Annotated in this window: 25 protein-coding genes; 10 read left to right on the top strand and 15 right to left on the bottom strand. The window is 37.3% G+C overall.

Translation table 11 applies throughout. The features are described from left to right. Nucleotides 1-21: 21 nt before the first annotated feature. Nucleotides 22-594 (bottom strand): rhomboid family intramembrane serine protease, encoded by a 573-nt coding sequence (locus O1Q81_RS00975; protein WP_386698595.1) that lies wholly within the window; start codon nt 592-594, stop codon nt 22-24. Between the two features lie 53 nt (nt 595-647). Between O1Q81_RS00975 and O1Q81_RS00970 the strand changes: the two genes are divergently transcribed. Further along, nucleotides 648-962, top strand: coding sequence for a DUF5389 family protein (locus O1Q81_RS00970; protein ID WP_386688977.1), 315 nt, complete (start codon nt 648-650; stop codon nt 960-962). Here the strand turns inward: O1Q81_RS00970 and glpE are convergent. Continuing rightward, nucleotides 955-1,281 carry a thiosulfate sulfurtransferase GlpE gene (gene glpE / locus O1Q81_RS00965; protein ID WP_132299874.1) on the bottom strand — a complete coding sequence of 109 codons (327 nt, stop codon included), beginning with the start codon at nt 1,279-1,281 and terminating at the stop codon, nt 955-957. The genes O1Q81_RS00970 and glpE overlap by 8 nt on opposite strands. Then, complete coding sequence (locus O1Q81_RS00960; protein ID WP_386697750.1) at nt 1,265-2,746, bottom strand: DNA recombination protein RmuC; 1,482 nt, start codon at nt 2,744-2,746, stop codon at nt 1,265-1,267. The genes glpE and O1Q81_RS00960 overlap by 17 nt, the downstream gene beginning before the upstream one ends. 81 nt (nt 2,747-2,827) lie before the next feature. Between O1Q81_RS00960 and O1Q81_RS00955 the strand changes: the two genes are divergently transcribed. Next, a complete protein-coding gene (locus O1Q81_RS00955) occupies nt 2,828-3,382 on the top strand; it encodes a topoisomerase DNA-binding C4 zinc finger domain-containing protein (protein WP_386697748.1) in 555 nt (184 codons plus the stop codon). Here O1Q81_RS00955 and O1Q81_RS00950 read toward each other — a convergent pair whose 3' ends face one another. The 5 genes from O1Q81_RS00950 to fkpA form a co-directional block, all read right to left on the bottom strand. Further along, nucleotides 3,383-3,679, bottom strand: a complete 297-nt coding sequence (locus tag O1Q81_RS00950; RefSeq protein WP_386697747.1) for a DsrH/TusB family sulfur relay protein — start codon at nt 3,677-3,679, stop codon at nt 3,383-3,385. A gap of 8 nt (nt 3,680-3,687) precedes the next feature. Continuing rightward, nucleotides 3,688-4,047 carry a sulfurtransferase complex subunit TusC gene (gene tusC / locus O1Q81_RS00945; protein WP_386698593.1) on the bottom strand — a complete coding sequence of 120 codons (360 nt, stop codon included), beginning with the start codon at nt 4,045-4,047 and terminating at the stop codon, nt 3,688-3,690. Further along, nucleotides 4,047-4,427, bottom strand: a complete 381-nt coding sequence (tusD, locus tag O1Q81_RS00940; RefSeq protein WP_386697745.1) for a sulfurtransferase complex subunit TusD — start codon at nt 4,425-4,427, stop codon at nt 4,047-4,049. The genes tusC and tusD overlap by 1 nt, the downstream gene beginning before the upstream one ends. A gap of 1 nt (nt 4,428) precedes the next feature. After that, nucleotides 4,429-5,094, bottom strand: coding sequence for a transcriptional regulator (locus O1Q81_RS00935; protein ID WP_386688988.1), 666 nt, complete (start codon nt 5,092-5,094; stop codon nt 4,429-4,431). A gap of 68 nt (nt 5,095-5,162) precedes the next feature. Then, the gene (gene fkpA, locus O1Q81_RS00930; RefSeq protein WP_386697743.1) at nt 5,163-5,933 is read right to left on the bottom strand and encodes an FKBP-type peptidyl-prolyl cis-trans isomerase; all 771 of its coding nucleotides are present in this window, start codon (nt 5,931-5,933) and stop codon (nt 5,163-5,165) included. 100 nt (nt 5,934-6,033) lie between these two features. Here fkpA and O1Q81_RS00925 point away from each other — a divergent pair, with 100 nt between their 5' ends. Continuing rightward, nucleotides 6,034-6,246: a SlyX family protein gene (locus tag O1Q81_RS00925; RefSeq protein ID WP_386688992.1), complete on the top strand. Its 213-nt coding sequence runs from the start codon at nt 6,034-6,036 to the stop codon at nt 6,244-6,246. A gap of 82 nt (nt 6,247-6,328) precedes the next feature. Next, nucleotides 6,329-6,544 carry a YdcH family protein gene (locus O1Q81_RS00920; protein ID WP_386688994.1) on the top strand — a complete coding sequence of 72 codons (216 nt, stop codon included), beginning with the start codon at nt 6,329-6,331 and terminating at the stop codon, nt 6,542-6,544. A 57-nt stretch (nt 6,545-6,601) separates the two neighbouring features. On the opposite strand, the gene asnC is transcribed toward O1Q81_RS00920, so the two are convergent. Continuing rightward, the gene (gene asnC, locus O1Q81_RS00915; RefSeq protein ID WP_386688996.1) at nt 6,602-7,054 is read right to left on the bottom strand and encodes a transcriptional regulator AsnC; all 453 of its coding nucleotides are present in this window, start codon (nt 7,052-7,054) and stop codon (nt 6,602-6,604) included. Nucleotides 7,055-7,232: 178 nt separating this feature from the next. On the opposite strand from asnC, the gene asnA reads away from it, so the two are divergent. The 3 genes from asnA (at nt 7,233) to O1Q81_RS00900 (ending at nt 9,568) form a co-directional block, all read left to right on the top strand. Next, on the top strand, nt 7,233-8,225 hold the full coding sequence (asnA, locus tag O1Q81_RS00910) for an aspartate--ammonia ligase (RefSeq protein ID WP_386688998.1): 993 nt from the start codon (nt 7,233-7,235) through the stop codon (nt 8,223-8,225). A 233-nt stretch (nt 8,226-8,458) separates the two neighbouring features. Beyond that, nucleotides 8,459-8,797: a P-II family nitrogen regulator gene (locus tag O1Q81_RS00905; protein WP_386697741.1), complete on the top strand. Its 339-nt coding sequence runs from the start codon at nt 8,459-8,461 to the stop codon at nt 8,795-8,797. 27 nt (nt 8,798-8,824) lie between these two features. Beyond that, nucleotides 8,825-9,568, top strand: coding sequence for an ammonium transporter (locus tag O1Q81_RS00900; protein WP_386697739.1), 744 nt, complete (start codon nt 8,825-8,827; stop codon nt 9,566-9,568). On the opposite strand, the gene hemN is transcribed toward O1Q81_RS00900, so the two are convergent. The 4 genes from hemN to corA all read right to left on the bottom strand — a co-directional run bounded on the left by hemN (nt 9,554) and on the right by corA (nt 12,958). Next, complete coding sequence (gene hemN, locus O1Q81_RS00895) at nt 9,554-10,921, bottom strand: oxygen-independent coproporphyrinogen III oxidase (protein ID WP_386697738.1); 1,368 nt, start codon at nt 10,919-10,921, stop codon at nt 9,554-9,556. The two genes, O1Q81_RS00900 and hemN, sit on opposite strands and share 15 nt — an antisense overlap. 2 nt (nt 10,922-10,923) lie before the next feature. Beyond that, complete coding sequence (locus O1Q81_RS00890; protein ID WP_386697736.1) at nt 10,924-11,352, bottom strand: DUF2489 domain-containing protein; 429 nt, start codon at nt 11,350-11,352, stop codon at nt 10,924-10,926. Continuing rightward, nucleotides 11,352-11,915, bottom strand: a complete 564-nt coding sequence (yihI, locus tag O1Q81_RS00885) for a Der GTPase-activating protein YihI (RefSeq protein WP_386689008.1) — start codon at nt 11,913-11,915, stop codon at nt 11,352-11,354. The genes O1Q81_RS00890 and yihI overlap by 1 nt, the downstream gene beginning before the upstream one ends. Before the next feature lie 92 nt (nt 11,916-12,007). Continuing rightward, complete coding sequence (gene corA, locus O1Q81_RS00880; protein WP_386689010.1) at nt 12,008-12,958, bottom strand: magnesium/cobalt transporter CorA; 951 nt, start codon at nt 12,956-12,958, stop codon at nt 12,008-12,010. 164 nt (nt 12,959-13,122) lie between these two features. Here corA and O1Q81_RS00875 point away from each other — a divergent pair, with 164 nt between their 5' ends. The 3 genes from O1Q81_RS00875 to O1Q81_RS00865 all read left to right on the top strand — a co-directional run bounded on the left by O1Q81_RS00875 (nt 13,123) and on the right by O1Q81_RS00865 (nt 15,625). Then, on the top strand, nt 13,123-13,248 hold the full coding sequence (locus O1Q81_RS00875) for a hypothetical protein (RefSeq protein WP_386695151.1): 126 nt from the start codon (nt 13,123-13,125) through the stop codon (nt 13,246-13,248). Nucleotides 13,249-13,373: 125 nt separating this feature from the next. Beyond that, nucleotides 13,374-14,324: a hypothetical protein gene (locus tag O1Q81_RS00870; protein ID WP_386697734.1), complete on the top strand. Its 951-nt coding sequence runs from the start codon at nt 13,374-13,376 to the stop codon at nt 14,322-14,324. 107 nt (nt 14,325-14,431) lie between these two features. Next, nucleotides 14,432-15,625 (top strand): IS256 family transposase, encoded by a 1,194-nt coding sequence (locus O1Q81_RS00865; protein WP_386697733.1) that lies wholly within the window; start codon nt 14,432-14,434, stop codon nt 15,623-15,625. Nucleotides 15,626-15,724: 99 nt separating this feature from the next. Here the strand turns inward: O1Q81_RS00865 and rpmE are convergent, their stop codons facing one another. Beyond that, on the bottom strand, nt 15,725-15,937 hold the full coding sequence (gene rpmE, locus O1Q81_RS00860; protein WP_386688423.1) for a 50S ribosomal protein L31: 213 nt from the start codon (nt 15,935-15,937) through the stop codon (nt 15,725-15,727). A gap of 135 nt (nt 15,938-16,072) precedes the next feature. Continuing rightward, nucleotides 16,073-17,167 carry a glycosyltransferase family 9 protein gene (locus O1Q81_RS00855; RefSeq protein ID WP_386697731.1) on the bottom strand — a complete coding sequence of 365 codons (1,095 nt, stop codon included), beginning with the start codon at nt 17,165-17,167 and terminating at the stop codon, nt 16,073-16,075. Nucleotides 17,168-17,210 lie beyond the last annotated feature (43 nt).

Raw genomic sequence — 17,210 nt, 5'->3', positions numbered from 1 at the left:
TTATGCCACTATCTTATGCTACTACCCAATTTTTGCTCGTAAAAAGCCAAAGATTAACCCAATAATTAAGCCAGAAATATGTGCTGCATTTCCCATTTGAACGCCAATTAATGGGCTGATAAAGCCAAACGCAATCCCAACGATTAACATGGTGAAAAAGCCTTCGGGTAAATCAAATTGCGTATTGGGACTAAATTTATCCACACAAAAGACAAAACCCATGACTGCATAAACCACACCTGATAGTCCGAAAAACCAAGGACCCGTTGCCCAATTTTGCACCAAACCAGAGCCGATACCTGATACTAAATAAAGCAAAATCAAAGTGAACGAGCCAAATCTTTTTTCAATCGCAGCACCAAACAGCCACCACCACGCTAGATTGAAACCAATATGAGTAATGGATAAATGGATTAAGGTATGGCTTAAATAACGCCAATAATCTTGTTGCTCAAATTGATCTGCTGGAAAGTGTATGGTATTCAATAAAACCTCAGTTTCCAGATCAATAGTATTACCAATGATGTATAAAATCACGCAAAGTGCGGTGATAAATAAAGTAAATTTTGCTGAATGACTTCTAAAACTTGACAGCATTTGTTATATTCCTTTTATTTTTTAGCATAACTTAATATATGGGGGTAAAAATGGAAAACAAAAGTTTGCCAGACGGGTTTAGTGGTTTTAGTTGGTTATTAGCTGGATTTTGCTTGCCAATGTTGTTTTGGCCATTATCCTTACTGCTTTCACCTGCTATTTTTAATAATCCAGAGTTAGATTATTTCAACCGCACTTTTATTTCATTTTCCATGTGGCTTTATCCCTTTGTATTAGCCATTATGGCACGGATTTTATTTAAGCTAAACCAACGTCATCCCAATTTGGCGAAAAAAGCATTAATCGCAAGTGCGGTGATTTTTTGGTGTGTTGTTGGCTATGTAGTGATTGTGGGGTTTAACTAAACCCCTGTTCAATCGGCAATCCTGCTTTTTCCCATGCTTCAAAGCCACCAATAATACTATAAACCTGTTCATAGCCTTGCTCGATTAAATAGGTGGCGACACTGCGACTACTCACGCCGTGATAACAAACTAAAATCACGGGTTCATCGTAATCATATTCATTTTGGAAATCGCCATAACTTTGATTCGTTAAATGAAATGCCTCGGGAATATGGCTGTGGCTGTAACGTTGCCAATCACGCACATCTAATAAGGCACAAGTTTGTGTTTGCAACATTTCCCATGCTTGTTGAGGGCTAATATCAATTATTTGTGTCATCTGTATTTTCCTTTAAAATCAATAATTTTTCTGTTTCTATATCTTGATGTAATAATTCTACGTTCGGTAAAGTTTTAGTAACTTTGGCAGATAAATCCTTAAAGCGTTCCACTTTACCCACTAAACCTTGTTGCCCAACTAAAGCCGTCACGGTGTCATTATAGCGGGAACTTGCTGTGGCTAATGTTCCACCTAATCTTGCCAAACGTTCCGCTAATAAGCAAATTTGATTATAAATATCCCCTGCTTTTTCACTGATTTCTTTGGCTTCTGCATTGCCCCGTTCCACTCGCCATAAATTCGCCACGGTGCGTAAAATTGGCATTAAGGTGGTATGTGACACCAAAATTACATTTTTCTGATAAGCAAAATTAAATAATTCCACATCCGCTTTCATGGCTTCAATATAAGCAGGTTCAACCGCAAAAAACATCAACACAAAATTCGGACTACGCATACCGATTAAATTGCTGTAATCTTTTTGGGATAAGTCATTGATATGGTTGCGAATCGCCTTAATATGTTCACGCATAAATTGACTGCGTTGTAGTTCATCTTCTGCATTCACCGCATTTTCATAGGCGACTAAGGACATTTTGCTATCAATGATTAAATGTTTGTTATCTGGCAAATGCACCACAAAATCAGGGTAATTATGGTTGCCTTGTTCATCTTTAAAATGGGCTTGAGCAGAGTAATGATCACCATTCACCAAGCCAGCTAATTGTAACGTCCGTTCTAACTGAATTTCCCCCCAGTTGCCTAAGGTTTTCTTTTCTCCTTTTAAAGCAGAAGTAAGATTATTCGCTTGTTGTGACATGGAAAGCCCAATTTCAAGCACTTTCTTTAGTTCTGATTCTAACAGAGTATTCCCTTTTACACTTTCAGAATGTACCTCATTCACCCGTTTTTGAAAGCTCTCAATTTGCTCACGGAACGGTTTTAATAAGCTATCTAATGCCTGTTGATTGGATTGGCTAAAAGATAGGGATTTCTCTTCTAAGATACGGTTTGCCAAATTTTGAAATTCGACACTTAATTGCTGACGGCTTTGCTGAAAGGTCTGTTGTTGCTCCGCTAAACTTTTTTCTTTTTCAGCTAAAGTAATTTTGGATCGAGCCACTTCTTGTTGAAGTGCGGTTAAAATTTCACGAGTTTTGTCTAATTCTGTTGTGCGTTTAGTGATAATGCGATCTCGTTCAGCAATTTCCACATTTAAATATTCTTCTTTGGTTTGCAACTGCATAACAGCTAAATCTTGCTGACTTTTCACCGCACTTAGGTTATCAAATTTATCCACTAATTGATTATAATCATTAATATTTTTATTTAAATCCTGCTGTAATTCCACTACATCACGATTCCGCCGTGAGAGTACAAATAATAAGATTAAACATAAAACCAACAGACCCGCTCCGACCCCAAGTGCGGTTAAAAAATAGGGATGTTGTAATAATTCTTGCATGGCATAATCCTTCTTAAAACAGTGGCTAGTATAAACGAAAATGCGTAAAATCAGCATAATATTTTTTTAACAGGAATAATCATGACAGGCTCTTTTTTCCCACACCGCAAACAACCAGAAATCTGCCCTCAATGTGGTTCGCCGTTGCATATTCGGCAGGGTAAAAAAGGGCTGTTTTTAGGCTGTTCGGCTTATCCAGACTGTGATTATTTGAAACCTTTGCAGGCTCAATCTGAACATAAAATCTTAAAACAATTAACTGAAATTTGCCCCGAGTGTGGTTGTCCTTTGCAAGTGAAACAAGGTAGTTTCGGTATTTTTATTGGCTGTAGTGGTTATCCTGATTGTCATTTTATTGTGCAAGAAAAACAAGATGAGCATGAACAATCTTTTGTTTGTCCTGAATGTGGCAAAGGTGAATTAGTTGCTCGGCGTGGGCGACAAGGTAAGACGTTTTATGCTTGTAATCAATTTCCCCATTGTAAATTTACCTTAGCCAGTCAACCTTATCAGGTCAGTTGTCCAAACTGCGGTACAAATGTTGCGAGTTTAAAAAAATCCAGCGAAACGCACCTCACTTTTGTGTGTGCGAATCGGCGGTGTAAACATCAGTTTGATGTAAAAAATGAATGTTAATCAGAGTGCAAACTGGGGATAATATTGTTCTGTCAGTTCGACTAATTTATCCAGCGTAATCAGTTGGATTTTATCTTTTAAGTGTGTGATGTTGGGGTGATGTTGTAAATGACGAGCCGTCAGATCATCTGCCATGACATAGCAAGGCGTATGCAGTTGTTGTAATAGATCTGCTTGCTTGACAATTAATAGTACCGCATCGCCCCATAAAACCAGAGCATCTTGTTCGTTGATTTCTGCGAAATAGCGTTGTAATTCTGTTGGGCTATATTGCGTGCTGGCAAGGGTGTAAAGCATGATATTTCCTAAAACGTTAAAATTTGCACCGCAGTTTTGAGCTTTACAATCAGCGAAGTGCGGTCAATTTTTTCACAATTTATAATAAATTCAGCGTTTTCTAAAGCATATTGCTGTAAGGATGCTTGGCATATAAACCGCTGTTCAATGTCGTATAAATCAAGTAATTTAAAGGTGCTGATAAAATCTTTTTGTAGGATTAATTCAGGTTGTTGAGCGGCTAATAGGTTAAAAACGCCATCATCTATAAAGAACACCGCAATTTCATTTTCATCACAAAAAGCGGTCGCTGCAAGCAAGGCATCTAATCCTTCTCGGCTGGCGGCATTGCTGTATGGGGCAGTTTTGAAAACAAAAGCTAATTTAATCATAAAGTGATTACTCGGTCTGCTTCTAACATGGCTCGACTAAATTCACCTAATCCTGCTAGGATAAAGTGTTCAGCCAGATTTTGTTGTTTGGGTTTACTCGCTGTGGAGTGATCCACGATGCCACGGCGTTGACTGGCTGCAATACATAGATGCAATGGTACTTGATATTGCTGACTTAATTGTTGCCATACTTTTTGTAGATTAAATTCATCGTTAGCTGGTGAAACACAGTTATTACCATTACTAACACCCTGTTGGAAAAAGAAAATCTGGTTAATTTGATGTCCTTTTTGCAACAAAGCGTTGGCGAATTGATAGGCAAAAAACGCCCCTTGTGATCCATAAACAGGGCTTTTTATCGCAAGAACATAACGCATATTAGTCCTCTTGATCTTGTTTGACTTGTCGAATGTAGAGATACACCGTATGGCGAGAAATATCAAGGCGTTCAGCCACAAGGTTGATAGCATCTTTAATATCAAAAATGCCTTTTTCGTATAGTGAAACCACGATTTGACGGTTTTTATTATTATTGGCAACTAACCGATCTGCATTGACTTCCTCAATGGTTTTTTCTACCGTTTGGATAACTAAGTCTTCAACCGAACTAGCAAAGTTTACCGTTGATGTTTCATCGTATTCAAGCACTGGTATGAGAGTTTGTAGGAGTTGTGAAACGGGGACATCTAAATTAATGTTAATACACAATAAACCGATAATTCGTTGCTTGCTATTACGAATTGCGATAGTCACCGATTTCATTAAACTGCCACTTTTCGTTTGGGTAAAATAAGGTTTAGAAACGCTTTCGTTTTTCATGTTATGCAACGATTGCAAGGCACGATCGGTCAGTGGTGAACCGACCTGACGATTAGTATTATGTCCATTCGCAATATAAATTGCAGAATGTTCAAAATCTTCTAATGAATGTAAAACAATTTCACAGTGACTTCCGATTAATGCACTCACACCTTCCACTACTGCTTTATAGGAAGTCAAAATCGTCCGATCTTCATCGGTAAAAGGGTGTTTTTCACTTAGCATTGGTTTTTCTCAAATAAATAACCGCACTTTTAATCCAATCCAGATAAAAAGTGCGGTGTGAATTTTATTTATTTTGCAGGCTTAGTTGGTTTTACATCTAGCACTTCAAGTTCAAAATAAAGTGTTGAATTAGCTGGAATTTGCCCCATGGCTTGCTCGCCATAAGCTAATGCTGGTGGAATGACTAATTCAATTTTTCCGCCTTTTTTGATTAATTGTAAACCTTCAATCCAACCTGGAATTAATTGATTTAAGACAAATTCAACAGGTTCGCCACGTTCTACTGAGCTATCAAATACGGTACCGTTTGGTAATTTACCTGTGTAATGTACTTTAATGGTATCTTCTGGTTTGATCGCAACGCCGTCACCAGCTTTCTCAATATGATAGATCAAGCCAGATTGGGTTTCTTTTACATTATCTTTTTTCTTAAATTCAGCCACAAATTTTGCACCTTCTTGCAGTGCCTGTTGAGCTTGTTCATCTGCTTTCTTTTGGGCTTGTACTTTTAAGGTTTCATCCAGTGCTTTTAATGTATTACCTAATTCTGGATTATTTAAATCGATTTTACCATTTAATGCATCTTTTAAACCAACCAATAATTTGTCTTGATCATAGGTAATAAGTTCTTTTTGGGCTTCAATCACACCTTTTAGATCGGTACCAAATAATACGCCTACCGCATAAGAATTATCTTTTAAATCACTATTAGTTACTTCGGTTTGCGTTGCTGGTGAGGTTTTTGCTGGAGTTGATTTTGTTTCTTCATTACAAGCTGTTGTTGCCACGGCTGCACCAATTAATAATGCAAGGGTGGAAATTTTTTTGATTTTTAGCATTTTGCTATCCTTTATAGGTTAAAATAACAACGTTAGATTATAGTGCTTGGAGCGTTTTGTCAAATCTTGACATTCGCTAATAAAGATTAAGAGATGAATTATGCAAAGTATAGAAAAGCGTATTGAAGAATTAGAATTGAAATTGACTTTTCAAGACAATTTGTTAGAAGAATTAAATCAAGCTCTAGTTGAGCAACAATTTACCATGGATAAAATGCAAACCCAATTACGTTATTTAGCCAATAAACTAAAAGATATGCAACCGTCAAATTTGGCAACTCAGGCGGAAGAAACTCTGCCACCACATTATTAAATATGTGACTGACTTCACATTTTTTTGATTTATTTTAGATTACAATGAAGTTATTCATTACAAACTATATTAGGAGAAAACTATGTTTCCAGAATTTCGTGATTTAATTACTAAGCTAAAAACTGAAGATGCTCACTTTGCACGTTTGTTTGATGAACACAATGCGTTGGACCAACGTGTCAAAAATATTGAGAGTAATATTGAACTTGCCACTCCCACAGAAGTAGAGGAACTTAAAAAAGAAAAATTACGCTTAAAAGATGAAATGTATGCGATTTTGAAAAAGGCAAGTGAATAGCTAAAAGAGATAATAGTGCGGTATTTTACACCGCACTTTTTTATTTTTATCAATCGGTTACGGTCTAATATCACGCAAAATAGGATTTTGCATTGAAATTAAGGTTTCTGTGGACTGGATCTCATCAATTAATTGGATCTTAGTCGCAAGCACAGAGTGTAATTCTGCGATCGTATGGGTCATTACTTTGATGAAAATGGAATAATTCCCCGTGGTGTAATAGGCTTCCACGACTTCATCAAAACTCTCGAGTTTACGAATGACTTTATCGTAATCTTTGGCTGATTTTAGGATAATGCCAATAAAACAGCATACGTCATAACCTAATTTACGTTCATTAATACGTACTTTGGTTCCCTCAATAATACCAGACTGTCGCATTTTTTCTACGCGAACATGAATTGTGCCAGGGCTGACCCCGAATTTTTTTGCCATTTCGGCATAAGGTGTACGTGCATCTTTAGTTAAAACACGCAAAATTTGTTGATCTAAGTTATCGATGGTTTGCATAGCGGCTCCGTATTAGATTTTATCTAAAATTATAATTGTTAATTTGAATATTTTCTGTATTATATCGAAAATTTAATAAAAAGTATTGAAAATTATACTTGTAATATTAAATAATATGCAACAAGCGTTACGCAAGATGCGAAAAACGCATTCACATAATAAAAAAGGTATTTAAACAATGAAAAAATCATTTATTTTACAGCAACAAGAAATTAGCTTTGCTAAGAACACATTTACTGAAAAATTAGCTGAACATTTAGGTTTGGTTGAAGTTCAAGGTCCAATATTAAGCCAAGTGGGTAATGGTATTCAAGATAATTTATCAGGTAAAGAAAAAGCAGTTCAAGTAAATGTAAAAATGATAGACGGGGTATCTTTTGAAGTCGTTCATTCCCTTGCCAAATGGAAACGTCATACTTTAGCTCGTTTTGGCTTTGCAGAAGGTGAAGGGTTGTTTGTACACATGAAAGCATTACGCCCAGATGAAGATAGTTTAGATCAAACTCACTCAGTTTATGTTGATCAATGGGATTGGGAAAAAGTCATTCCAGCAGGTCGCCGTAACTTAGCTTTCTTAAAAGAAACGGTTCGTTCTATTTATGCAGCCATTTTAGAAACGGAAAAAGCAGTAGATGAGAAATTTGGTTTGAAATCTTTCCTACCAAAAGAAATTACTTTTGTTCATTCCGAAGATTTAGTGAAAGAATATCCAAATATGACCGATAAAGAACGTGAAAACGAGATTTGTAAAAAATATGGAGCGGTGTTCTTAATTGGTATCGGTGGCGTGTTGTCAGATGGTAAACCACATGATGGTCGTGCGCCAGATTATGATGACTGGACAACGGTTTCTGAGGGTGAATACAAAGGTTTAAACGGTGATATTCTAGTCTGGAACCCAGTATTGGAACGTGCTTTTGAGCTTTCTTCAATGGGGATTCGAGTTGATGAAACTGCATTGCGTAAACAGTTAGCCATTACTAATGATGAAGATCGTTTAAAATTTGATTGGCACCAAGATTTAATTAATGGTCGTATGCCGTTATCTATCGGTGGTGGTATTGGTCAATCTCGTTTAGTGATGTTGTTATTACAAAAACATCATATTGGCGAAGTACAATCAAGCGTATGGCCAAAAGATGTATTGGCTGAATTTAAACATATTCTTTAATTTAACCTATCATGAATAGCGATAATTTTAATTTAAATTAAAACTAACGCTAAGGTCTGTTCCTTAGTGGTAGTCACCGCAAGGGAACAGATTTCTCTCCAAAGATCTTTTCTTTAATTGATTTCTGTTTTCTTAAATTACCGTAGCTTACTCTAGTTTTATGGCTAGTCAGCTATGGCGGGTATGTTTTGCTTAAAATATATCCAATCTTTAACTACACAGGAGAAAGCAAAATGAAACAAATCACAGCAATCATTCAACCTTTTCGTTTAGATGACGTGCGAGATGCGTTAAATAGTATTGGTATTCACGGCATGACGATACTTGAAGTGAAAGGCGTAGGTCGTCAAAAAGGACATACCGAATTATATCGTGGGGCGGAATATATGATTGATTTCTTGCCCAAAATTCAACTTGATATTGTGGTGACTGACGATGCAGTGGAACAGGTTATTGAAACAATTTGTTGTGCAGCACAATCAGGCAAGATTGGCGATGGCAAAATTTTTGTTAATCCAGTGGAACGTGTTATTCGTATTCGCACAGGCGAAGTTGACGAAAGTGCGGTGTAAATTTTTTATTTTTTGGGAGAGCAAACAATGCGTAAATGGTTATTAATGATGGGGATTGTGATTTTCCCAATGATGGCAGCCGCCAGTACGGAAGAATGGCTTAGACCGCTATCTGAACTTAATTCAGGTGATACTACTTGGGTGATGATTTCGGCAATTTTAGTGTTATTTATGACATTACCTGGACTTGCCTTATTTTATTCAGGCATGGTACGTAAGAAAAACGTGCTTGCTACGATGATGCAAAGTATGTCGGTTGCCTGTTTAATCGGGGTGATTTGGGTGTGCTTTGGTTATAGTTTAGCATTCACTGAAAATACGGGTTTTTTAGGTGGAACGGATCGCTTTTTCTTACAAGGTTTAGATTTGTTTAGTGAAAAAGGGTTAGGCACCATTTACCCTGGGGCTGGCACGATTCCAGAAGCGGTATTTATGATCTTCCAAATGGCATTTGCGATTATTGCTGGAGCTATTATTACAGGGGCATTTGCGGAACGTATGAAGTTTTCTGCACTCTTATTATTTGTCGGTTTTTGGTCATTATTCATTTATGTACCAACCGCTCATTGGGTGTGGGGATTAGATGGTTGGTTAGCTTCTGATGGTGTATTAGATTATGCAGGCGGAACAGTCATTCATATTAACGCTGGGGTTGCGGGTTTAGTGGCTGCTATTATGATTGGTAAACGTGTCGGCTATGGGCGTGAAGTCATGGCTCCGCATAACCTTGTATTAACTTTAATTGGTATGGCAATGTTAAATAATTCTTGAAAACTGTTGTCTTCTTGCTTGCTGGCGTGAATAAGTATCAAAGCACAAGCAAATATTACGAATTAACAAGCGACCAGTGGAAGATACCTGAATACTGTTTTCGCTAACTTGCACTAAACCATCTTTTACTAGTGGAGTCAGTAATGCTAAATCTTCCGCAAAATGGGTATTAAAATCAATTTGGTATTGTTTCTCAATGTTGGCAAAATCTAATTTAAAATTACAAATTAACGCCTTAATGACATCACGGCGTAAGCAATCTTCTTGGCTCAACACCAAGCCTTTATGTAAGGCAATACCTGTGCTATCTACGTCTGTATAATAACGTTTGATTTCTTTTTGGTTTTGGGCGTAAGTATCGCCTAACAAACTGATTGCCGATACGCCTAAGCCGAGCAAATCACATTCTTCTTGGGTGGTATAGCCTTGGAAATTGCGGTGTAAAATACCTTTATTTTGGGCAATCGCCAACTCATCATCAGGTTTAGCAAAGTGATCCATGCCGATAAATTTATAACCTGCGTTACCTAAGGTTTCGATGGTTTTTTGTAAAATCGTGAGTTTAGTTTCTGGGGTTGGCAACTGGTGATCTTTAATTTTTGCCTGACCAGCAAAACGAGCGGGCAAGTGAGCGTAATTAAATACACTTAAACGATCAGGATCAAGCTCTATGACTTTTTGCAAAGTAAACATAAAACTTTCTACGCTTTGCAATGGCAAACCATAGATTAAATCTAGGTTAGTCGATTGAAAACCGAGTTCTTTGGCACGCATAAGCAAGGCTTGAATGAACGCTTCATCTTGCTCACGATTCACCGCTTTTTGGACCTCTTTATTAAAATCTTGCACGCCCATACTAATACGGTTAAAGCCGATTTTGCGTAAATGAGCCAACATGGAAAGTTCAATCTCACGTGGATCCATTTCAATAGAAATTTCGGCATTATCGGCGATCTTGAAGTGATCGGTGAGCATTTGCATTAAACGTGCAGATTGTTGTTCACTCAAATAAGTTGGTGTGCCACCGCCCCAGTGAATTTGCGTCACAAGACGGTGTTGGAATAATGTTGCACGTGTTTTAATTTCCTGTTCTACATAATCCAAATAAATATCGGCTTTGTGTTGGTGACGAGTGATGACCTTATTACAACCGCAGAAATAGCAAAGTTTATGGCAAAAAGGAATATGTACATACAATGAAAGGGGGCGTTCAGGATAACGTGCTGCTGCCACCTTGAAATCATCGTTAGTATAGCTTTCATTAAATTCTAAAGCCGTTGGGTAGGAAGTGTAACGTGGTCCAGAATGGTTATATTTCTGGATAAGATTGTGATCCCAAGTAATTTCACTCATGGCTATTTAATATCTTCAAGTAATTGTTGAATTTCAAGTTTAATGTGTTGTTCCAGCTCGCTTTCTTTGCTTTCTCGGTGTAGATCTAATCGCATTCGTTCATTTTTCTTCAGTGCTTTACGAGCCTCGTGGGTTGGCATATCTTGTACGATTTCATACAGTTGCCACATAGCAGAATAATCCCCAAGGCGTTTTTGTCCTAAGGGATCAAGCAACATCTTAAGTCGAATAACCCCTTCGGAATGGTTACAATCACCAACTAGCATAGCTTTGGCAATAATCGTTACACTTTCCTTAATGCGGTTCATGCGAGCCAGTTTAGCTTGTGTGAATAAACGCTTTTGTTTGCGTAATTGGATTAATAAATAAATGGCATAAACCGTCATCGCAAGTAGAATGAGAGTGCCTAGAATAAGTAAAATCGTTGTCATTATTTAAACTGGTTAATATCAATTTTCTCGAAAGTGCGGTATAAATCATCTTCACTTTCATCTTCATCATCAATACCGAGTTCGTCCATTAATTGAGCAATACGATCTAGACATTCGTCCACGAATTTTTGATCTTCGGCATTTAGCACTTTCCCTGCATCTAATTGATCTAACAAATCATTTAAGCATTCATTATTTTCTAACTGGGTTAGCTCTAACATCGGATCAAGTGCGGTGGATTTTGGTTCAGTTTTGACCGCTGGAATAACTTTACCTTGCTCTGGTTTATTGACAAATTCCACAATCAATGGCACTTTTTTACGGCTACCGATACGTGGATCTTTATGTTCCGTGCTTTGAGCTTGTTTGACATTATCTGTCACACTATGGCGAGAGCCTGTCGCCAATCCTTTATGTTTGCGTTTTCTTTTCTCTTCTCGAGCTTTTGCATCTAGTTCATAACGTGATAGTTTCTTACCAAACAGCGGTTTTTCTGGTTTTTTATCAGATTTACGAATCGGCATGGTATCCGTGATTCGGCGACTTTTCTTTTCTCTTGACATAATTTTTTCTTAATAAAATAAAATTTACATGATTGTAACATAAAAAGCGAACGGGCGTTAAAAAACGCCCGAAAACAACCGCACTTTTAGGCTTATAACCAGCCCTTGCGTTTAAAATAAATATAAGGCGAAAGTGCAGCGACAATCATCATGCCGATCGCCATAGGATAACCATATTCAAAATGCAGTTCTGGCATAAATTCAAAGTTCATACCGTAAGTGGAAGCAACTAATGTAGCAGGTAGGAACATAACAGACACTACGGAGAAGAATTTCATAATTTTATTCTGCTCAATATTGATATAACCCATAGCGGCTTGCATTAAGAAGTTGACCTTTTGGAATAAAGACTCATTATGCGGTTGCAAGGACTCAATATCTCGTAAGATCTCACGAGCTTGTTCTAACTGAGTGGCTGGCAAACGAGTTTTACGGACTAAAAAACTTAATGCACGTTGGGTATCCATTAAACATAAACGCACTTTCGAACTGGTATCTTCTTGTTCGGTTAAAGTTGCTAACGCTTCATCAAAGGCTTTGCCTTGTTTCCCTTCTAAAATAATACGGCTTAATTTTTCCAATTCCGCATACACATTTTCAATCACATCGGCTAATTGCTCAATTTTAGTTTCAATTAAATCTAACAGCACTTCGTAAGCGTTACATTCATCTAAACGTTGATAACGAGAACGCATACGATACAAACGAAATGCTGGCAATTCACGATCTCGCAAGGTAAATAAACGACCGTCCCGAATAGTAAAGGCTACCGAAGCCAAAGCTGCATAATCATTTTCATCTTCACAATAAAAGAATGAGTGCAAGTGTAAACCGTCTTCATCTTCGAAAAAACGTGCAGATGCTTCGATATCTTCTAAGTCAAGAAAACTGGCAAGGTTTTGGTCTAAACTTTCTTGCAAAGCCTCGCGTTCTTCAATAGAGGGTTCAAGTAAGTCGATCCAAATGGCACTATTTAATGCACCATTATCGTCATCCTCTAAACGAGTTAGGCGAGCGTTTTCAAGGGAAAAAGCGTTAATCATTTTGTCATACTCCTTGTGGGATTATGAACAAACGCAATGAACAAAAAACATTTTTCAACTAAGTAACATTTAAAGTGCGGTTGAAAAAGTGAATAAAAAGATACCAAAATGGTGGAAAACTTATCCACGAACCTGTCGCCGATAAGCCTTACAAAAGAAAGGGAATGGCGACACTAAATGAAAATATAAAGTCGGTATCGACTGTGACTGTCCAAAGTGTGTTGCTCCAAAGTAATAAAATCGGGGCGAATGTTACCCCTGAAAGTGTATTTCGTCAAGGTTTTGTGTAAAAAATCTAATGTAATCATTAAATTTATTTTGCTCACGAAAGGATAAATTTTCAAGATGAATTTGCATTCATCGCTTAAGGGCTTTAATATAGGATCGTTGATCAACACGTTATGGAAGAAATATTATGACGAACAAAGTATATTATTTTACCCCCTTAGTGTTATTGGGATTGACTTGTAATGTTTGGGCGGAGGAAAGTAACGAGAGTTGGGTAGATAGCTCACATAAAAGTGTTAGCCAAACTTTAAAAGAGTGGTCTAATGATATTGATGGTTGGTTTGGCGAAACCGATCCCAATGATCCGTCTAGTGCTACCTTGCGTATCATGTTGGATAATCGTTGGAATCGTTATGATCATTATACGATTAAACCGAGAATCCGAGGCAAGATTAAATTACCGACTTTAAAACGCAGATGGAGTTTGGTATTTGGTGATGAATCGATCGATAATATAATTGATGATCCCGTTAACCCTAGCCGTAAGAGTCCTTCACAAACCAAAAAATTAGATCAAAAAAGTAGCCGTAATGATAATGCCTCCGTAGCGTTGCGTTGGTCAAATGACCTTAAACGCTGGGGAATTGATACGGATCTCGATCTTGGTATTCGTCATGGGGCTGATATTTTTGTGCGTGCGAAAGTGGGGAAAGATTGGCAATGGACAGAAAATGTCGGTTCAAGATTAGAACAGATTTATCGTTACGGAGCAAATAGCAAACATTTCTTACGTACCAATTTTGATGTTAAACATTATGAAAGCGATCAAGTTACCAACATTAGTAGCCTTTACCTTGAATATACTCATGATAACGATGAAGAAACAAATTGGGGAAATAGTCTATACCGCCAACATCGCTTTAGTGGTAATCGGGAACTCAATTATGGTATTTTTGCGGGTGGTCCAATAGAACATAAAAAAGCTGATTTAACGGTGTATGGACCTTTTATTAGCTGGCGACAACCTATTCTCAGAAAATGGCTTTTTATCAAACCAGAAGTGCAATACTATAATGACCGTAAGGAAGATCGTAATCATTTCATCAACTTGTTCTTACGTATTGAAGCAGTGTTTTAAACAGAATACAAAAATAGGGCTAACCGAGCCTATACCAAAATTTGTGTAAATACCTGTTTCTGAGATAATAACCAAAAACAGGTATTTTCATTATGAATGAACAATAAATGAAATTATTGGCTAACGAACTCTCCAAAAACCTCAAAACGCCAGAAGATCTCAATCAGCTTTCTCGAATGCTGAAAAAAATCACCGTGGAAACCGCTCTCAATACTGAGCTTACCGAACATCTCGGTTATAAGAAAAATCAGCCAAGAAAGGCTAAAAATAGCCGAAATGGTTATAGTCAAAAAACCTTGCTCACCGATGAGGGAGATATTGAACTTAACATTCCCCGAGATCGTGAAAGCACCTTTGAACCCCAAATTATTAAGAAAAATCAAACTCGCATTACGGGTATGGATGAGCAAATCATTGCCTTATATGCCAAAGGGTTAAGTAATCAAGAGATTGTTGATTCGTTTAAGGAATTTTATGATGCCGATGTTTCACCTAGCCTAATTTCTCGGGTGACTGATTCAGTCAAAGAACGCATTATTGAGTGGCAAAATGAACCCCTTAACGCGGTGTATGCCATTGTTTATTTGGATTGTATCGTGGTGAAAGTTCGCCAAGATGGTCGGATTATCAATAAATCGGTTTTTGTCGCTTTGGGCGTGAATCTGGAGGGACGCAAAGAGCTGTTAGGGCTGTGGATCGCCGAAAATGAAGGGGCAAAATTTTGGTTAAACGTACTAACCGAGCTTAAAAATCGTGGCGTACAGGATATTCTGATTGCTTGCATTGATGGTTTAAAAGGCTTTCCTGATGCGATTAATACGGTCTTTCCTGAAACGAAAATTCAGCTTTGTATCGTGCATATGGTTCGTAATAGTTTGAAATATGTCACTTGGAAAGATTACAAAGCCGTGACAGGGGATTTAAAGCTGATTTATCAAGCACCTACGGAACAGGTCGCCCTACAGGCACTGGCTAATTTTGAGCAAAAATGGCAAGCAAAATACCCATTAATCGCCAAAAGCTGGCAGAATCATTGGGCGAATTTAGCCACGATTTTCAGCTATCCTGAAGATATTCGCAAGGCAATTTACACGACAAATGCGATAGAATCGTTAAATAGCGTGATTCGACGAGTGATTAAAAAACGAAATGTCTTCCCGACAGATGAATCCGTGATTAAAATCATCTGGCTTGCGATTAAAAATGCGTCTAAAAAATGGTCAATGCCAACCCGAAATTGGCGGGCAGCATTGAACCATTTTGTGCTAGAATTTGGTGATCGCTTAAATGATCACCTTTAAGTGAAATTGGTGTTTACACAAAATGGGGGATAGGCTCACTTTGTAGCCTGTAAAACAAAACCCCAGTTTTCACTGGGGCTTGTTCTATCCAATAACGGATTATTTTGAACCTGGAATACTGAAACGTTTGTTGAAACGTTCTACACGACCACCAGTGTCAACAACACGTTGTTTACCAGTATAGAATGGGTGGCAGTTGCCACAAACGTCTAAGTTTAAATCTTTGCCCACGGTTGAGCGAGTTTTGATGACATTACCGCAAGAACAAGTTGCCGTAATTTCTTTATATTCTGGGTGAATACCTTGTTTCATAGAAAACCTCAAATTGAAGCCACGCCGCTATAAGACCTATTCTATCTGAATATTCAAACACCACGTGTGATTAATAATACGCTTTCGAATCGAAAGCACGCTAAAAAGAGTCGAAATTATACAATAATTTGAAAATTATGCAAGATTCTGGGCTTGAATAAATTGTGTAAGCCATTCAATCGCTTTTGCAGTATCAAAATTATAGGTTTCATCAACGCCAGTGTGAATCCTTAATGGATTTTGTGCCACTAAATAACATTGTGGTACATTTGTTGGCAATAATGGTTTCCAAGCACTGAGTGTGGGTTCACTATTCGCATGAAAACTTAACAATGGTTTATCAAAAGCACAAGCTAAATGTAACGAACCACCATTAACGGCAAACACTAAATCTGCTGTTTTCATTAATGAGAAATATTCAGCGGCACTTGTTTTTGGCGATAAGTGAATGGTTAAATCAGGGCAGAGTGCTTGCAATTCCTGTTGATAGCGTTCAGCAGTACCCGTAAAACTGACGACAATTTGGAAAAATTGTGGTTGAGTAATACTTTTGTTTAAAATTTCGGCTATCTCAACCGCTGGCACTTCTCTTGAGCTACCTTGCAAACAAAGTAATATATTGATTGATTTATCGATATTGTCGGTTGTGCAAGATTGCCAATATTTTTGCATTTTTTCATCATTACTAGGTAATGTATGCACTACCGAATGAGCGGGCTTGAGCGTTACCATTTTCGCTAATATAGATTGATTGATATATTCACTAAATAGCACTTTTTCACCTAAATTAGCATTAAAATCAACATGTTTTACATTGTTAAAATGGTAATGTTTTTTCTCGTATTTACGGAAAATCATAAGATATTTAGGTGCTAAAATAAGATCCATAATAAGGCTTTTGGTATTGAAATTATTTTCAAAGTCTAATAATAAATCCCATTTTTTACGCTGTTTAAAGAAATTTCCAATCTTTCTGTCAATCAATTCATCGACTAATCCACAAGCTTCAAAAATAGCTCGATTGGAGGGTTCAACCCATACTACAATTTTTGCCTTAGGATAAATTTGGCGGATTTGTTGCAAATGAGCAGTATGTACACAAGCATCACCAAAAGCACGACCTAATGGGCGAAATAAAATAGATTTTACTTCATGCAAAACGGATTCATCTATTGGATTTTTTCGTTTATTAGGTAAACAAGCCACTAACAAATTTTTAAATAGGCTCATAAAATCATTCTCAAGAAATCGTTCTAAAAAATAAAAATTGGGC

It is taken from the genome of Lonepinella sp. MS14436, from assembly GCF_042470565.1.
Classification (GTDB): domain Bacteria; phylum Pseudomonadota; class Gammaproteobacteria; order Enterobacterales; family Pasteurellaceae; genus Lonepinella.
This window is presented reverse-complemented; position numbering and strand designations above follow the sequence as displayed.

Coding starts and splice junctions, on each gene's coding strand:
- O1Q81_RS00925 (WP_386688992.1), top strand. CDS start 6,034: ATGCAAAGTATAGAAAAGCGTATTGAAGAATTAGAATTGAAATTGACT.
- corA (WP_386689010.1), bottom strand. CDS start 12,958: ATGATTAACGCTTTTTCCCTTGAAAACGCTCGCCTAACTCGTTTAGAG.
- O1Q81_RS00960 (WP_386697750.1), bottom strand. CDS start 2,746: ATGCAAGAATTATTACAACATCCCTATTTTTTAACCGCACTTGGGGTC.
- O1Q81_RS00865 (WP_386697733.1), top strand. CDS start 14,432: ATGAAATTATTGGCTAACGAACTCTCCAAAAACCTCAAAACGCCAGAA.
- O1Q81_RS00855 (WP_386697731.1), bottom strand. CDS start 17,167: ATGAGCCTATTTAAAAATTTGTTAGTGGCTTGTTTACCTAATAAACGA.
- tusD (WP_386697745.1), bottom strand. CDS start 4,427: ATGCGTTATGTTCTTGCGATAAAAAGCCCTGTTTATGGATCACAAGGG.
- rpmE (WP_386688423.1), bottom strand. CDS start 15,937: ATGAAACAAGGTATTCACCCAGAATATAAAGAAATTACGGCAACTTGT.
- O1Q81_RS00900 (WP_386697739.1), top strand. CDS start 8,825: ATGCGTAAATGGTTATTAATGATGGGGATTGTGATTTTCCCAATGATG.
- O1Q81_RS00890 (WP_386697736.1), bottom strand. CDS start 11,352: ATGACAACGATTTTACTTATTCTAGGCACTCTCATTCTACTTGCGATG.
- asnC (WP_386688996.1), bottom strand. CDS start 7,054: ATGCAAACCATCGATAACTTAGATCAACAAATTTTGCGTGTTTTAACT.
- O1Q81_RS00950 (WP_386697747.1), bottom strand. CDS start 3,679: ATGCTTTACACCCTTGCCAGCACGCAATATAGCCCAACAGAATTACAA.
- yihI (WP_386689008.1), bottom strand. CDS start 11,915: ATGTCAAGAGAAAAGAAAAGTCGCCGAATCACGGATACCATGCCGATT.
- O1Q81_RS00905 (WP_386697741.1), top strand. CDS start 8,459: ATGAAACAAATCACAGCAATCATTCAACCTTTTCGTTTAGATGACGTG.
- O1Q81_RS00870 (WP_386697734.1), top strand. CDS start 13,374: ATGACGAACAAAGTATATTATTTTACCCCCTTAGTGTTATTGGGATTG.
- O1Q81_RS00875 (WP_386695151.1), top strand. CDS start 13,123: ATGGCGACACTAAATGAAAATATAAAGTCGGTATCGACTGTGACTGTC.
- glpE (WP_132299874.1), bottom strand. CDS start 1,281: ATGACACAAATAATTGATATTAGCCCTCAACAAGCATGGGAAATGTTG.
- hemN (WP_386697738.1), bottom strand. CDS start 10,921: ATGAGTGAAATTACTTGGGATCACAATCTTATCCAGAAATATAACCAT.
- asnA (WP_386688998.1), top strand. CDS start 7,233: ATGAAAAAATCATTTATTTTACAGCAACAAGAAATTAGCTTTGCTAAG.
- O1Q81_RS00920 (WP_386688994.1), top strand. CDS start 6,329: ATGTTTCCAGAATTTCGTGATTTAATTACTAAGCTAAAAACTGAAGAT.
- O1Q81_RS00970 (WP_386688977.1), top strand. CDS start 648: ATGGAAAACAAAAGTTTGCCAGACGGGTTTAGTGGTTTTAGTTGGTTA.
- O1Q81_RS00955 (WP_386697748.1), top strand. CDS start 2,828: ATGACAGGCTCTTTTTTCCCACACCGCAAACAACCAGAAATCTGCCCT.
- fkpA (WP_386697743.1), bottom strand. CDS start 5,933: ATGCTAAAAATCAAAAAAATTTCCACCCTTGCATTATTAATTGGTGCA.
- O1Q81_RS00935 (WP_386688988.1), bottom strand. CDS start 5,094: ATGCTAAGTGAAAAACACCCTTTTACCGATGAAGATCGGACGATTTTG.